Raw genomic sequence first — 2,389 nt, 5'->3', positions numbered from 1 at the left:
AGAACTCCTAACGGAATGAACCGGTGACCCGCTGTGGGACGCCTTCCCTGAGGGGCGTCGCGTTGACCTGCGCACAGGAGTACCCGACGCGGACGCTCCCGCTGCGGGTGACCGGTGGGGCCCCGACCGTACTGTCCGCGCGGCCGTCGTGGCGACGCTGTTGCTCGGCGCGAACGAAGACCGTTCTGGCACCGTAGCCGCCTTGCGACTCACCGGCGCGCGTATCACCGGTCGTCTCGACCTGTCAGGGGCGGAGATCTGTCACACGTTCTTGCTGCAGGGCTGTCGGCTGGACGAGGCGGTGCAACTGCACGGTGCGACGACCCGGACGATCGAGATATCGGACAGCTGGGTGCCGGGGATCAACGCCGAGCTCGCCCGAATCGAGGGTGACCTGGACCTGAGGCGGTCGACTCTCGAAGGCGGCTCCCTCATACTCGTCAACGCTCGTATGGCCGGGAATCTGGTGATCTCGGATGCCAGGATCTCGGGCCCGGAAGAGTGGGCAGTGCGCGCGGGCGGCCTCGTCCTGGATGGCGGCGTCTTCGGCCAGCGGCTCACCACGCAAGGCGGACTGCGGCTGCCCGGCGCACAGCTGCTCAGCGGCCTGTTCCTGCAAGGCGCACGGCTGGGGAACACCGCGGGCGTCGCACTTGCCGCAGGAAGTATGGCCGCTTCGACGGTGGACTGCTCCCAGGGGTTCACCGCGCAAGGAGGCGTACTGCTGCGAAGGGCCCGAATAGAAGGTCTGCTGACCTTCGAAGGAGCCCATCTGAACGGGGATGGCGTAGCCCTGGACTGCGTATCCATGCACGTGGGCGACTTCGACTACAGAACCGCAGCACCGCTCTCAGGACTGGTGGATCTCCGGTCCGCCCAGGCCACCTGGTGTCAGGACAGCGAGCAGAGCTGGCCGAGGAAGGTGCTCCTGGAAGGGTTCACCTACGGGTCCATCCGATTCGGGGACGCCCCGTCCGCGGCAGGCGACGACGGACCGCCTGCGAGGGACGAGGTGGCCCGTCGCCTGGCCTGGGTCCGCCGGAATCCTGGCTATGTCCCGCAGCCGTACGAGCAACTCGCGGGCTGGTATCGGCAAATCGGCCATGACGATGACGCCCGCCGCGTGCTCCTAGCCAAGCAGCGCCACCGGCGTCTCACCCTGTCCCCGCCGGCCCGGGTATGGGGGCACCTGCTGGACGTGACCGTGGGCTATGGCTATCGGCCCTGGCTGGCTGGCGTCTGGCTCCTCGCGCTGACCCTACTGGGCACGCTGGCCTTTAGCACTCACTCTCCCAGCCCGGTCAAACGAGACGAAGGCAGCCCGTTCCAGCCCCTCGTCTACACGCTTGACCTTTTGATCCCCCTCGGTGGTCTGGGTCAGCGCACGGGGTGGTATTGGCCGAACAGTAGCCTCCAGTGGCTGGCCTACCTGCTGATCGCCTTCGGCTGGATGCTGACGACCGCCATCATCGCCGGTATCACCCGCACCCTGCAGAAAAACTAGTGAGCAATAGTTGAGTTCAGCCGTCGCCAGCAGATCAGTGCGCATCCGAGGGTGAGGAAGGCTTCGTGGATGTCGTCGCGAATCTCCCAGCGGATCCGTAGGCGGCGGAACCAGTGCAGATGGGCGAACGCGCGCTCCACGACCCAGCGTTGGGTGCCGAGTCCGGAGCCGTGCTCGGTGCCCCGGCGGGCGATCAGTGGCTTCACGCCGAGATCCCAGACCAGGCGGCGGTACTTGTCGTGGTCATAGCCACGGTCGGCCAGCACCACGTCCGGGCGGCGCCGGGGCCGGCCGCGCTTGCCCCGCACGGGCGGCACGGCCTGGAGGAGCGGGATCAGCTGGGTGACATCGTTGCGGTTGCCGCCGGTCAAGGTGACGGCGAGCGGGATGCCGGTGGCGTCGGTGATCAGGTGGTGCTTGCTGCCCGTCCTGCCCCGGTCGACAGGGCTTCGTCCTGTCTTGGAGCCCCCTTTAACGCCCGGATGTGGGAGCCGTCGACCGCCGCACGGGAGAAGTCCAGGACGTTCGCGCTGCGGAGCTCGGCAAGGAGGAGCTCGTGCAGCCGAGGCCACACCCCGGCCTTGGTCCACTCGGCCAGACGGCGCCAGCAGGTCATGCCCGAGCCGAAGCCGAGTTCCTGCGGCAGCTGCTCCCAGGCGACCCCGGTGTGCAGCACGAACAGGATGCCCTGGAACACCAGCCGGTCAGGATGCCGCATACGGCCGGGGTGCCGGGCCCGACGCTCGACCTTCGGCAGCAGTGGTTCGACCACCGCCCACAGCTCGTCGTCGACTTCCCATGGCTTCGGCCGCGCCACCCCGCACCCCCGGATAATCCGTCCCGGAGTGATCCAACCATCTTGAAGATTATTTCGTTAGGAGTTCT

2 protein-coding genes are annotated in these 2,389 nt (G+C 67.5%); one reads left to right on the top strand and one right to left on the bottom strand.

Going from position 1 to position 2,389, the window contains the following annotated elements:
- The first annotated feature begins 31 nt into the window (after window positions 1–31).
- Window positions 32–1,504: an oxidoreductase gene (locus ACIPK4_RS40080; protein ID WP_402322907.1), complete on the top strand. Its 1,473-nt coding sequence runs from the start codon at window positions 32–34 to the stop codon at window positions 1,502–1,504.
- Here the strand turns inward: ACIPK4_RS40080 and ACIPK4_RS40075 are convergent.
- Window positions 1,501–2,321 (bottom strand): IS5 family transposase gene (locus ACIPK4_RS40075; protein ID WP_402322904.1). Its coding sequence is split into 2 segments (ribosomal slippage): window positions 1,501–1,979 and window positions 1,979–2,321, totalling 822 coding nucleotides; the frame shifts between segments, so codons are not numbered across the junction. The genes ACIPK4_RS40080 and ACIPK4_RS40075 overlap by 4 nt on opposite strands.
- Between the last annotated feature and the right edge of the window lie 68 nt (window positions 2,322–2,389).

The organism is Streptomyces sp. NPDC086989 (genome assembly GCF_044745505.1).
GTDB lineage: Bacteria > Actinomycetota > Actinomycetes > Streptomycetales > Streptomycetaceae > Streptomyces.
Note: the sequence above shows the minus strand (reverse complement) of the source record. Positions and strands in the feature narration are given on the sequence as shown.